This is a genomic window from Phyllobacterium sp. K27 (genome assembly GCF_054796155.1).
Genome location: NZ_CM139240.1, coordinates 1454845 through 1467457, shown reverse-complemented (window position 1 = coordinate 1467457; position 12613 = coordinate 1454845). Strand labels below are relative to the sequence as shown.

General features: G+C 52.0%; 10 protein-coding genes. 3 read left to right on the top strand and 7 right to left on the bottom strand.

The annotated features are described in order from the left end of the window. Positions 1 to 2082: a hypothetical protein gene (locus ACYJL1_RS07095; protein WP_460897676.1), complete on the top strand. Its 2082-nt coding sequence runs from the start codon at positions 1 to 3 to the stop codon at positions 2080 to 2082. A 2-nt stretch (positions 2083 to 2084) separates the two neighbouring features. On the opposite strand, the gene ACYJL1_RS07090 is transcribed toward ACYJL1_RS07095, so the two are convergent. Continuing rightward, positions 2085 to 2591: a GNAT family N-acetyltransferase gene (locus ACYJL1_RS07090; RefSeq protein WP_460897675.1), complete on the bottom strand. Its 507-nt coding sequence runs from the start codon at positions 2589 to 2591 to the stop codon at positions 2085 to 2087. Between the two features lie 302 nt (positions 2592 to 2893). Here ACYJL1_RS07090 and ACYJL1_RS07085 point away from each other — a divergent pair, with 302 nt between their 5' ends. After that, a complete protein-coding gene (locus tag ACYJL1_RS07085) occupies positions 2894 to 3871 on the top strand; it encodes a glutathione S-transferase family protein (protein WP_460897674.1) in 978 nt (325 codons plus the stop codon). Positions 3872 to 3883: 12 nt separating this feature from the next. On the opposite strand, the gene ACYJL1_RS07080 is transcribed toward ACYJL1_RS07085, so the two are convergent. Then, a complete protein-coding gene (locus tag ACYJL1_RS07080) occupies positions 3884 to 4354 on the bottom strand; it encodes an NUDIX domain-containing protein (protein WP_460897673.1) in 471 nt (156 codons plus the stop codon). Between the two features lie 85 nt (positions 4355 to 4439). On the opposite strand from ACYJL1_RS07080, the gene ACYJL1_RS07075 reads away from it, so the two are divergent. Further along, positions 4440 to 5348, top strand: a complete 909-nt coding sequence (locus tag ACYJL1_RS07075; protein ID WP_460897672.1) for a metallophosphoesterase family protein — start codon at positions 4440 to 4442, stop codon at positions 5346 to 5348. A gap of 29 nt (positions 5349 to 5377) precedes the next feature. On the opposite strand, the gene ACYJL1_RS07070 is transcribed toward ACYJL1_RS07075, so the two are convergent. From ACYJL1_RS07070 to ACYJL1_RS07050, 5 genes are all read right to left on the bottom strand, one after another. Beyond that, positions 5378 to 5992, bottom strand: a complete 615-nt coding sequence (locus tag ACYJL1_RS07070) for a hypothetical protein (RefSeq protein ID WP_460897671.1) — start codon at positions 5990 to 5992, stop codon at positions 5378 to 5380. A 180-nt stretch (positions 5993 to 6172) separates the two neighbouring features. Next, positions 6173 to 7876 carry a 2-isopropylmalate synthase gene (gene leuA / locus ACYJL1_RS07065; RefSeq protein ID WP_460897670.1) on the bottom strand — a complete coding sequence of 568 codons (1704 nt, stop codon included), beginning with the start codon at positions 7874 to 7876 and terminating at the stop codon, positions 6173 to 6175. Positions 7877 to 8178: 302 nt separating this feature from the next. Continuing rightward, complete coding sequence (locus tag ACYJL1_RS07060) at positions 8179 to 9120, bottom strand: alpha/beta hydrolase (RefSeq protein WP_460897669.1); 942 nt, start codon at positions 9118 to 9120, stop codon at positions 8179 to 8181. 282 nt (positions 9121 to 9402) lie between these two features. Beyond that, positions 9403 to 10332: a cation diffusion facilitator family transporter gene (locus ACYJL1_RS07055; protein WP_460897668.1), complete on the bottom strand. Its 930-nt coding sequence runs from the start codon at positions 10330 to 10332 to the stop codon at positions 9403 to 9405. A 15-nt stretch (positions 10333 to 10347) separates the two neighbouring features. After that, complete coding sequence (locus ACYJL1_RS07050) at positions 10348 to 12531, bottom strand: anthranilate synthase (protein ID WP_460897962.1); 2184 nt, start codon at positions 12529 to 12531, stop codon at positions 10348 to 10350. Positions 12532 to 12613: the final 82 nt, after the last annotated feature.

Genomic DNA, 12613 nt, shown 5'->3' with positions numbered 1-12613 from the left:
ATGTATCTTTCCGTCGATTTCCAACCACTCATTTCCAATACATTGCTCATCCTCTTGATCGCACCGCTCGTGGCGCTCGCTCTGGCAGGCGTATTCTTTCGCCAGCGTGGAAGTTTAATGCGCGTTCTGGCAGTCATCGCTCTGGTACTGGCACTTTTCAATCCGATCGTCGTCAACGAAGAACGCGAGCCGCTTAAAAGTGTGGTGGCCATTATCGCCGATCGCAGCCAGAGTCAGGATATTGGCAATCGAACTGCCGACACTGATACGGCACTGGCTCAAGTCCAGGCGGCCCTTGCTCGTCTGCCGCAATTTGAAGTCCGCACTGTTGAAACCGGACGCTCCGCTGAGAATGATGATGTAACGTCGACACGTCTTTTTGGAGCCCTGAACGGTGCATTCCGCGATGTCCCACCCGCCCGTATTGGCGGCGCGATAATGATTACTGATGGACAGGTTCACGATATCCCAGCCAACAAAGCCGGGCTTGGTTTCAATGCCCCCGTGCATGGATTGATTACCGGCGCGCCCAATGAGATCGACAGGCGTATTCAGTTTGTACGCGCTCCGCGTTTTGGTCTTACCGGCAAGCCTCAACAAATGACCTATAGGGTAACTGGCGCTGGTGAGCCCGCTGGTGGTCGCGCAGGCGTGCGCATACGCGTCAATGGTACGCAGGTAAGCACGCAGGACGCGATCATTGGTGAAGATATGCCACTGGAGGTCACACTGCCTCGTGCCGGTGTTAACATCGTCGAAATCATCGTCGATACCATTCCTGGCGAGCTGAGTGAGGTAAATAACCGCGCGGTGGCCATGATAGATGGTATTCGCGAGAATCTTCGCGTTTTGCTTGTATCGGGCGAGCCACACAATGGCGAGCGCACATGGCGTAATCTGCTCAAATCAGACGCATCGGTTGATCTGGTACACTTCACGATCTTGCGCCCGCCAGAGAAGCAGGACTCGACGCCGATCAATGAACTTTCGCTGATTGCCTTCCCGACCCGTGAACTGTTCGTCGAGCGTATTGCTGATTTCGATTTGATCATTTTCGATCGGTATCAGCATCGAGACGTGCTGCCGTTGCTCTACTACGACTATATCAATGACTATGTTCAACGGGGTGGCGCGCTCTTGATTGCCGCTGGTCCGGAATATGCCGGCAACATGTCGATTGCCAATACGCCTCTGCTTTCAGTTCTTCCTGCCATTCCAACGGGCAACATCGAGGAAAGAGCCTTCTATCCTCGCCTCAGTGAGCAGGGGAAACGTCATCCTGTAACGCGCGGGCTTGAGGGAAGTACCCAAGAGCCGCCAAACTGGAGCCGCTGGTTCCGTGTTATCGACGTCAATCAGCCCGAAGGCGAAGTCGTTATGGATGCAGGTGACCGGCCATTGCTCGTTTTAAACCGCTTGGGTGAAGGGCGTGTCGGCATGTTCCTTTCCGATCAAGGTTGGCTCTGGGCACGTGGCTTTGAGGGTGGTGGACCGCATGCGGCACTTTACCGGCGTATCGCCCATTGGTTGATGAAAGAACCTGAGTTGGAAGAGGAAGCTCTGACGGCAAAGGGCTCCGGGCGCAATTTGGAGATTCGCCGCCAGACGATGGCAAAAACTGCCGATCCTGCGAGTGTTATCACCCCATCAGGCAAGACCCGGTCCGTGCCCTTGGCCGAAACGGAGCCGGGTGTTTTCACTGCATCTGTGCCCATGGCGGAAATTGGGCTTTATCAGGTGGCTAATGGCGATCTGACAACCCTTGCGCATGTCGGACCCGTGGATGCGCCTGAGTTCGCAGACAACGTTTCCACTACAGCCAAGCTCGATCCACTGACCCATGAAACAGGTGGTGGTGCGCGCCGTCTGCGGGCGAGCGTGGATCAAACATCAATAGAGATTCCGAATATTGTCGCGTCACGCGGCGTAGCCAGCGCCAGCGGCGACAACTGGATTGGACTTCGCCCGACCAACGAGACAGTCCTTAAAAGCGTGGACCGCCTACCCTTGTTTTCAGGTTTCCTTGGCCTTGCTGCAATGATACTGCTGCTCGGTGGCATGTGGTATCGCGAAGGAAAATAACCTCATTTCGCTGAGGCATGCCTGACCTTTCCTTGGACTTCTTTCAATGCGTAAGGAACAAGCTCACATGCCAGGAAGCGCGATGGCTCAACTGGTGCCGGCATTTGGATTTGATGACCTTCAATCCTGCGAAAACCAAATGGCGCATAATAGGGTTCATCTCCGACCAGAATTACCAGACTATGACCAGCAAGTCGTGTTGCCTCCATGCTGGCTCGCATCAAAGCGGCACCAATGCCCTGTTTCTTCCAGGCAGGGCGCACAGCAAGCGGGCCAAGCAACATGGCATCAGTATCTCCGATACGAATGGGCGTGAGCCGCACGGAGCCCACAACATGATCACCATTCATTGCAACAAAGGAAAGACTGCGATCGTGAGGGCCGCCTTCACGGATACGGTAAGCGGCACGGGTAAAGCGTCCGGGGCCGAAAGCTTCCTTGTTAATATCCTCAATGGCAGCGTCATGCACCGGTTCTTCCGGCGCGTAGGTCACGACATGAGACAGCATGCTTGGTATCTTCATATGGGAGTAAGACAAAGCCTTCATGTTCAGAAGGCAATACAGGAACATCCGCCGCTATTAGCGTCGGTTAAGGTTTCATCGTCGGATGAACAAAATACCTGTCACAAATGTCTTCATTTTTCCTCGCTACCATTAAACCGAGCCGCCGTAAACCAGAAATGTGAAGGAGGATTCCAGAAAGCGACACTCTGTTTATCGCATACGCGCTGGTAACAGAATATAATAGGTATAGGTAATCACCATACATGCGTATACCCGAGTGATGAACGCTTTTGAAGGGAAACAAAATGGGCCTGTTGATTGACGGAGTTTGGCACAACCAATGGTATGACACCAAGGATAGCGGTGGCCGCTTCATCCGTTCGGAATCGCAGTTTCGCAATTGGGTAACGCCAGACGGCAGCGCCGGACCAACCGGCGATGCTGGCTTCAAAGCTGAATCGGGCCGCTATCACCTTTATGTTTCCTATGCCTGTCCTTGGGCTCACCGAACGCTGATCTTCCGCGCCCTGAAGCAACTGCAGGACGTCATTTCAGTTTCTGTTGTTGACTATTACATGGGGGCCGAAGGCTGGACGTTTGACGGGAAGGATGGCGCTACCACAGATCATCTTTTTGGATACAAGCGTCTACACGAAGTCTATACGCGCGCCGATACCAATTATTCGGGACGCGTGACTGTGCCGGTACTTTGGGATCGGCAGCAAAATACCATTGTCTCCAATGAGTCCTCCGAAATCATCCGTATGCTCAATTCAGCGTTTAACGAATTTGGCGATCCGGATTTTGATTTCTATCCCGAGGAACTACGCAGCGAAATAGACGCCATCAACGCGGTGATTTACCCGAATATCAACAATGGCGTTTATCGTACCGGATTCGCCACCACACAGGCGGCCTATGAAGAGGCCTTCGCTCAATTGTTTGGCGCGTTGGACGAAATCGAACTCAGATTATCCAACCAGCGCTATCTTGTTGGCAATCGCCTGACGGAAGCTGACTGGCGGTTATTTACAACGCTTCTACGCTTTGATCCGGTTTATGTCGGTCACTTCAAGTGCAATCGTCAGCGCATTGCCGACTACCCTAACCTGTCAAACTATGTCCGCGAACTTTATCAGGTTCCGGGCATCGCTCCGACAGTCAACATGCAGCACATAAAGCGGCATTATTATGAGAGCCATAAGACGATAAATCCGACAGGCATTGTTCCCGTTGGGCCTGACATCGACTACGCGGCACCTCATGACCGCAATCGCTTCTAACGGCTTTTGAACCTACCAAAAAAGGGGCGGCTCAAGACCGCCCAATATTTCTGCAAGCCGTTGTCGTGTGGAAGGCGTCGTTTCCTCGGGCAAGTCGTCAAGCTTGAAGAAGCCTGCCTCTGCAATTTCACGGTTGGCAAGGAAGGGTGCAACTTGACGAAAGGACTTGCAGATATAGAGGGCAACATGATCACGCTTTGAGGCGTGAGCATTATGATATATGGCGAAAAGCTCGGGACGTCCCGTCAGTTCGATATTGCCTTCCTCCATAAGTTCCTTGGCAAGAGTCTGTTCAACAGTGTGACCAGTTTCGACGCCGCCGCCGGGAAATTGCCAGCCGGCAACATAGGTATGGCGGATAAGAAAAACTGAGTTTGTTGCCTCATTGAGCACGACTCCCCGCGCACCCAGCGTCATTGGACGACGAAGTACGAAATAAGCGTGAAAGAGGCGGCGACGCCATCTGGAATATTTTTCAGCCATGGTATCCAGTTTTCCATAGACCTTTCGAACCATGCGACGGTTCTATCACTGGATTCCAATCAAATAGTCTCATAAAGCTGGATTGATGTTTCGTCTCGCCCATATCTCCGATATCCATCTGTCTCCCCTGCCCGCACTTACGTTGCGCGAGCTGATTTCAAAACGTATCACCGGCTATATCAACTGGCGTTCAAATCGCAAAGGCATGATGACTGGAGGTACGTTGGATGCGCTGACAGATGATCTCAGGGCGCAGCACCCGGATCATATTGCCGTCACCGGCGACTTGGTCAATCTTGCTCTGGACGAAGAACTTGAAACGGCTCAACGCTGGCTCGAAACCTTGGGGCAAGCGGAGGATGTCTCCGTGGTCCCGGGCAATCACGACGCTTATGTTCCAGGTGCATTGAAAAAGACGCGCCGCTTTTGGGAAGCCTGGATGCGTGGCGACAAGCAGTTAACAGAGAACCTGCCTGTTGAGTTTCCCTATCTGCGAGTGCGCGGCGACGTTGCATTAATCGGTGTTTCTTCCGCTCGCGCGACAGCCCCCTTTATGGCGACTGGCGATCTTAGATCAAAACAGGCAAAGAAGCTGGGTGAAATTCTGACCGAAACGGGGCAGCGCGGCCTGTTTCGTGTAATCATGATCCATCACCCACCTGTTCGCGGCGCAGCACCTGCCCATAAGCGACTGCTCGGAATCGGCCTTTTCCAGCGGATTGTACGTCAGCACGGCGCTGAACTTGTTTTACACGGCCATACCCACCTGGCCACGCGCTATGACATTAATGGACCAAGCTGGACTGTGCCTGTTATTTGTGTTCCTTCGGCAAGCCAGAGCTTTGGCAGTCACAAACCGCCGGCGGCATATAACTTGTTTACGATCGAAAAAACCAATTCCGGCTGGTCATGTCACATGAAACAACGTGGCGTTGTTGATGCTCAGATTACGATTCAGACCATCCGTGAAGATGAATTATTGCCCGGCGCATAATCTCCGTGTCACCCTGATTATGCGTTGACTTAAAAGTGGTTGGAAACGCGTTCCCAAAAAAATGCCACGAATGCTCCAGAGCCAATAGCTGCTCCTATAAGAAACCAGTAGAGGGCCGTGATAAATGAACTCAGACGAGATGTCTGTTTGACAACGGGAATAGTCGCAGATGCCTGAGAGGGCTGTTCAATCTGCTGAACTTCTCTCGCAGGTTTTGGCTCGATCAAAGCAATCCTGCTGCCTTCCATCATTTGCTGTCTCTCGACAATTCGTTCAGCGATATAGTGGGTGACGGCATCTGCGATGGGTCTTAATTCGGTGGATTCCGCGACGAGAATTCGACCATTCCTTGTATCGCGCACAAACCGGTAGGTGCGACGATCCCGAGCCATGCTGACGTGCGATGTGATGTCGATCCATAAGCGTGGTTGCTGTCCTTTTGAAACTGCAAATTGCCATTGCGGATCGTCAATAGGCACATCTTCAAAAACCTCTTGCAAATCCTGAGCAAGGACTTCGATCCGGGCAAGATCAGCTTCCTTCGAATCTGTGAGAACATCGTTCCTGTCAGCAAAGGCGAGCTGCGCACCGCGCACTGCTTCTGCGAGGCTCAACCTGTCGCGATGATTCGAATTTTCTTTCATCAGTTCCTTCAAGCTGAAAACCGACTGACTTGCGAGTGAAATCCGGGCCCATGATCATTAGCAATCCTACCGCCCCAATGCACCTGAAACTTGTCAGAACGAGGCCAACCCTTCGACTTAATCAAAGGATTGGCCCGAATTCATTAGCCGATAATTACAAGTATAAATTACCTGTATCGCTTACTTGGCGATGATGCGATTTGCGGCAGAAACAATGCCCTCAAGCGAGGCGGTTACAAAGTTCTTGTTAATTCCCGCACCAAATATTTTGCCACCCGCATGCTCAATTTCCATATACGTGATCGCTGCTGCATCCGAGCCATGCTGAAGTGAATGCTCCGAGTAATTCACCACCGACATTTTGAAGCCGAGATAATGCGACAGCGCATCAATAAAACCATCAATAGGGCCCGTACCCCTGCCTTCGATGCGCCTGGTCTCGCCGCCATCTGTAATCTCCGCCGCAATAATGCGTACGCCCTTACGCTCCGTATCAGGATAAGTATGGTGGTCAACAAACTTAATCCGGGCTCCCGATTGTTCGATGTAGAGCTCTTGAAAACGCTCATATATCTGCTTGGAAGAAACCTCCTTGCCGCCTTCGTCCGTGATATGCTGGATATCATCGCGGAATTCCACCTGCATGCCGCGCGGCAGGTTCAGACCATAATCCGCCTGCAAAATATAGGCGATACCGCCCTTACCAGATTGCGAGTTGATGCGAATAATCGCTTCGTAACTGCGGCCAACGTCCTGCGGATCAATCGGCAGGTACGGTACTTCCCACAAGCTTTTATTGGCTTGCTTGATCGCTTTCATGCCCTTGTTGATCGCGTCCTGATGAGAGCCCGAAAACGCTGTGTATACAAGCTCCCCGACATAGGGATGCCGTTCCGGGATCACCAGTTGGTTGGAATATTCATAGACTTCCTTCATGCGATTAATGTCGGAACAGTCAATTTCCGGGTCTACACCTTGGGTAAACATATTCAATGCCAAGGTAACGATATCAACATTGCCAGTGCGTTCACCATTGCCGAACAATGTACCCTCAACACGGTCTGCACCCGCCATCAAGCCGAGTTCCGTTGCGGCAATGCCAGTCCCGCGATCATTGTGCGGGTGCAATGAAACGATAAGATTCTCCCGGTTATCGAGCTGACGGCACATCCACTCAATACGATCTGCATAGATATTCGGCGTCGACATCTCGACCGTCGACGGCAGGTTAATAATCAACTTGTTGTCTGGTGTCGGCTTGACGATCTCGCTCACGGCATTGCAGATTTCCAAAGCCACTTCGAGTTCAGTGCCAGTGAAGCTTTCTGGTGAATACTCGAAGCGGAAGCCGCCACCTGCCTTGGCCGCCATGTCCGTGATCATCTTCGCAGCATCAGTAGCGATGGTCTTTATACCACTCACATCTTTGTTAAAAACCACTCGGCGCTGCAATTCACTGGTGGAATTATAAAAATGCACGATGGGTTTGTGTGCGCCCTGCAGCGATTCAAATGTTCGCGTAATCAGTTCGGGGCGGCACTGAACAAGCACCTGCAACGAAACATCGTCGCCGGGATTGCCTTGTTCAACACACCAGCGGGCAAAATCGAAATCGGTCTGCGACGCGGAAGGAAACCCAATCTCGATTTCCTTGAAACCCATGTCAAGCAACAACGCAAACATGCGCACCTTGCGATCATGTCCCATTGGATCAACAAGGGCCTGATTGCCATCGCGCAAATCAACAGAACACCAGATCGGCGCCTTTTCAATTCGTTTGGATGGCCATTGGCGATCCTTGAGATCAACGGAGGCATAGGGTTCATATTTCTTGGCTGCTTCGGGCATTCCCGCGACAGATCGCGATGCATTAATATCGGTCATTTGCTTCTCGTTTCCGGCCGGATGCGCATATGTATGGGCGCAATCATGGCACTCTTTTTAGGCGTTGAGCTAAACTTGTAAAGGGATAAGGAGCAAGAGCCGCATGGCGGTTTCGACCGCCGGACGCTCCTTCAACGAGCCCGGCGATCGCCAATAAGGTCGAGAAGAAGCGGAAGAAGAAAAGCGCGATTCGTCGAGCCCGTAAAGGCAGACTGAACGTTGGACATCTGTGTCGGGCGCGTTTTCATAAGCAAACACCTAAACGAGTGTTGGCTCAGATGCAAGACTTCCTGAGAGGGCGGTTATTTTTTTAGCGAGGCAGTGGCACCGGAAAGCCATTCACCAACGACCTTAACATCGTCCTTGCCAAGACCATGATCGGACTTGATTGAACGCGCCTCCACCCGAGCACCATGCGAACGCAACAGGTCCTCCAACGCAGGCGCGTAGGGAGCATAAAGCTGATCCGACGCGCCTGATACTGTCAGTACACGCGCATTACCCAAATTGGCATCAACAGAGTCTGTCAGGACTGGCATAGAACGCAACAACACCGCCTGTTTCACCAAATCTGGATAGAGCATCATGACGGAGTTGACGAGATTTGCTCCGTTTGAATAACCAAGAAATGTAGTGCGGTTAAGGTCGATTTTATACTTGGAAGCGACTTGTTTGAAGAAACCTGCGAAAGCCTGCGCCTCAGAACGAATATCCTTCTGGTCGAAGCTGACAGGCGTCAAGCGACGATACCAACGATTTGAGCCATCTTGAACCACGCGACCGCGGACAGCCAGCAGCAAAGCGTCCGGCGCGATTTTTGAGGCAAATGACACCAAGCTGGTTTCATCCTGACCTGAGCCGTGCAAAAGCACCACAGTATCACCACTCGGGATTTCCGGGCGATAGATGCGATACTTGAAGGACAAATCCTCCTGAAGCGATCCTTCGCTTTGCGGAAGAATTTCGCCTTTGATTGCCTTTTTCAAAATGCCCGTACCACCAGTTGCTAGGATGTTGATGGGTTTCAGTTTCTCTGAACCTTGGGAGACAAGCTTGCCTTTTGTTGGGCAGGCATCTGCGGCATTCTTGTCCACATCAGGTTGAGGATCAATATTCGCGGACAGGACTTCTGTCTTTCCCGATTGCAATTTGTCACAGTCAGCCGTGCTACGCGCAAAGGCAGGCGGTGCCACAGCGATCAATGATAGACTAGCAATCAGTGCATATAAATAAGGTTTACCCATAAGCTAATCCTAGTGGTTAAAGGTTAACTAAATTTGTAAACAGCCGCGGTCGTCCGCTGGCACTGCCATGCGTGTTGGCGATCAATTCCAGCTGCGGAATTGACGCTTTTACCAAATGAACTTGTCCCCAACTTCGCGCTTTTAGGCTTGATCCGGTTCGGAGAATTCGCATTGCTGATCGACGTTTCAACCAGCGAAGCTTCTATGTCAATATAATTGTAACAAAATCATGACGTCATGAAATATTACGTGACGTAATGTTGCGCGATTGCAACCGAACCATCAAGCAAAAGGTACGGCAGCCGTACCGATAGGCAGTTTGGCCTCATCTTCCGGCTCTACGTGGATCACCACGCTCGCATCTGGAATGAGCTGCATCAAAGCATTCTCTATACGATCGCAGATGATGTGCGCATCACCAACGGACATAGTCGCCTCCACGACAAGATGGAACTCGATGAAGGTCATTCGACCGGCCACGCGAGCTTTCAAATCATGAACTTCCAACGCACCTCCGGCATTTGCCGAGATAACATCGCGGATACGCATGGTCTCATCCGTCGACACCCCACCATCCATCAATCCCTGAACAGAATTGCTGATCACCCCCCAGCCCTGCCAAAGAATATTCACTGCTACGATGATTGCCAACGCGGGATCAAGAATTGTCCACCCCGTGACGACAGCTCCAACCAAACCAATGAACACGCCAAGTGATGTGATCACATCTGTCATGATGTGCTTGCCATCTGCCAATAGCGCAGGCGAGCGGTGCTTGCGCCCGCTTCTCAGTAGCAGCGTTGCCCAGCCAGCATTGATCAATGAGGCACCGCCATTGATCGCAAGTCCCAGCCAGGGCTGATCCAATGTCTTTGGTGTTTCCCAAGCCTTCCAGACTTCGTGCAGGATCAACAGAGCAGCCAAGATAATCAGCACCCCTTCGATCACCGCTGAAAAATACTCCGCCTTGTGATGACCATAGGGATGATTCTGATCGGCGGGCTTGTGGCTAACCATGATCGCCCAGAAGGCGGCAAGAGCTGCAACAACATTGACGATTGATTCAAGCGCGTCTGAATAGAGAGCGACCGACCCCGTCACATGGTAGGCTACATATTTCAGGGCAAGCACAGCGATGCCGATAAAAATCGACCAAAAAGCCAGTCGGCGCACCGTGGCTTCGCCATTAACTGCCGAGCGTGTATCAATCATGCTGAAATTCTCGCCCTAGGCCGCTCGTTCCTTCGTACGGCGTGGCAGGTGCGCCACGACGTTTTCGATCATGCGCATACCAGCATTATGTCCCAGTGTCATGATCGATTCCGGATGGAACTGCACTGCTGCAATGGGTTCATGCTTATGTTCGAAAGCCATGATGACACCATCGTCTGTCTCGGCCGTGACAATAAACTCGTCCGGAAGACGTACTGGATCCGCAAAGATTGAGTGGTAACGACCTACTGTCACTTCTTTGGGAAGCCCTGAGAAAATCCTTCCCTGTTTGGTAATGCGAATGCGTGATGGTTTTCCGTGCATCGGCACGTGGAGTTGCCTCAAGCTTCCGCCATAGGCTTCGGCCAGCGCCTGCAATCCGAGACAAACACCAAATATTGGAAGGTTGCGTGCGCGCGCTTTCTTGATTGTCGCCTTGCAATCGAAATCTGTCGGCGTACCCGGGCCGGGTGAAAGAACAACAAGATCAGGTTTGATCCGGTCAAATATCTCTTCGGGGACTGGCGTTCTGACAGTGGTGACAACGGCACCGGTCTGCCTGAAATAGTTCGCTAGCGTGTGTACGAAAGAATCTTCGTGATCGACCAGCAAAATCTGCAGTCCTTCCCCGACGCGAGCGACAGCACGCTCTTCCGGAATCACGTTGCTTTTGTGTGCATCACGCACAGCCGCAATCATCGCCGATGCTTTCAGCTCAGTTTCGGCTTCTTCCTCTTCCGGTACTGAATCATACAGCAACGTCGCTCCTGCACGAACCTGCGCGATCCCGTCTTTGATGCGGATGGTTCGCAGTGTCAGGCCAGTGTTCATATCGCCATTGAAATTGACCATGCCGATGGCGCCGCCATACCATGCGCGCGGGCTGCGTTCATTTTCCTCAATGAAGCGCATGGCCCACAGCTTTGGAGCGCCCGTAACTGTTACCGCCCATGCATGGGAGAGGAAGCCATCGAAAGCATCCATGTCTTCACGCAGGCGGCCCTCAATATGATCCACCGTATGGATAAGGCGAGAATACATTTCGATCTGGCGGCGCCCGATAACACGAACTGAACCGGGCTCGCAGACACGACTTTTATCGTTACGATCCACATCGGAGCACATGGTGAGCTCCGATTCATCTTTTTTGGAATTCAGCAGCTTGATGATTTGCTCTGCATCGGCGATAGCATCGTCACCGCGCTTGATAGTACCGGAAATCGGACAAGTCTCGATGCGCCGGCCAACAACCCGAACGAACATTTCAGGCGAAGCGCCTACGAGATATTCATTGTCACCAAGATTGATGTAGAAAGAATAAGGTGAGGGATTGATAGCCTTCAATCTTCTTGAGATCACCGAAGGGTTTGTTTCGCAGCGCTCATAAAAAGTCTGCCCCGGCACAACCTCGAACAGATCGCCGCGCATGAAGCTTTCCTTGGCCTTCTTGACCAGTTCCGCATAAACTCCCGGATTATGGTCGCCCCTGCCCGGAATGACATCCGTGGGCTTAAACGGTTTTTTGGCGGTGTCGCGTGGCAGCCCTTCGGTCGACTTGCCTTCATAAGCATAGTCGTAACGGTCCAACCACGCCTTTGCGGCATGGTGATCCACCACCAATATCTCGTCCGGCAAATAGAGCACGATATCGCGCTGATCTTCGGGGCGTTTCAGCTTGTATTCGATAGGATCAAACTGAAAAGCCAAATCATAGCCAAAAGCGCCGTAGAGGCCGAGATTGGCATCGTCTTCGGTGAAAAATAGCGCAACAATACCACGCAGAACTGTAAACACTGAAGGAATGCGTGACCGTTCTTCCTCTGTGAATGCACGCGCCGGTAACGCAATCTCCAGTTCCAGCTTCGTCTCATCGACAGAGCTGACTGTAACGTCCTCAAGTATGCCAACAGCTTGTTTAATTGGCAGAAGCAGAACTTCACCGCGCTTGTTCAGCGCCTCAATGGTCATATGTCTGCCGTTTGAGGTAATCACAACGGGAGGGTCGATAATTGCCGTATCCCACCGTGTATAACGGCCCGGATACTCATAGTTGGAAGAAAAAACCGCACCTCGCCGCTCATCAAGCGCATCAATATAGCTGTCAATCGCGCTGTCATAGGCTGTTGCCACACGCGAACGGGTAATCGCCACACCGCCCTTGGTATCGAATATTTCCAAGTCGCCCTCAATTCTATGCATCATCAATTCCTTTGTTGCATCAAGCGTTTCGGGCGATTCAAGGGGTCAAACAAAAAGGCCGCCCGGTAAACCCGTTGCGGCC